General features: G+C 40.0%; 1 pseudogene. It reads left to right on the top strand.

Annotated elements, in window-relative coordinates:
* Positions 1-72: 72 nt before the first annotated feature.
* A pseudogene (locus ADICYQ_RS31390) lies at positions 73-545 on the top strand (serine hydrolase domain-containing protein).
* The last annotated feature ends 3 nt before the right edge of the window (positions 546-548 follow it).

The raw sequence follows: 548 nt of genomic DNA on the forward strand, positions 1-548 counted from the left end.
GAAATGGAGAAATCGTAACAAATAAAGGTTTTTGGCTATGCTGACCGTAAACACTACATTCAAAATAATCCATTGACATCTTTTTATGTCGGTTCATCACAAAAAGCGCTGATTGCAACTGCTATTTTGCAGCTTGAGGAAAGGGGAAACTTCAGACAAGTGATCCGGTAAGCACGTATTTACCTCATTTTCCTAACGGACAAACGATTACTTTGAAGAATCTGCTTACACATACATCGGGGATAAACGGACATATTGAAGGAAACGGTGCCATTACTCCGGACGATTTAATAAAAGACATAGAACTTCAGGGAATCAAACGTCAGCCGGGCGTATGGGACTACAAGGATTCCAACTATTCTGTTCTCGCTTATATTATTGCTGAAGTAAGCGGTGAGCCCTATGAACAGTACATAAAGAATCATATTTTTAAACCTGCGGGAATGACGCATGCAGGCTTTTACAAAACATATGAAAAAAGACCTTATCCTGCTGTCGGGTATAAGATGGAGGGCAGCAAAAACAGTTACACCGTATATACCTGATCT

Origin of the sequence: Cyclobacterium qasimii M12-11B (assembly GCF_000427295.1) — a bacterium.
Lineage (GTDB): Bacteria > Bacteroidota > Bacteroidia > Cytophagales > Cyclobacteriaceae > Cyclobacterium > Cyclobacterium qasimii.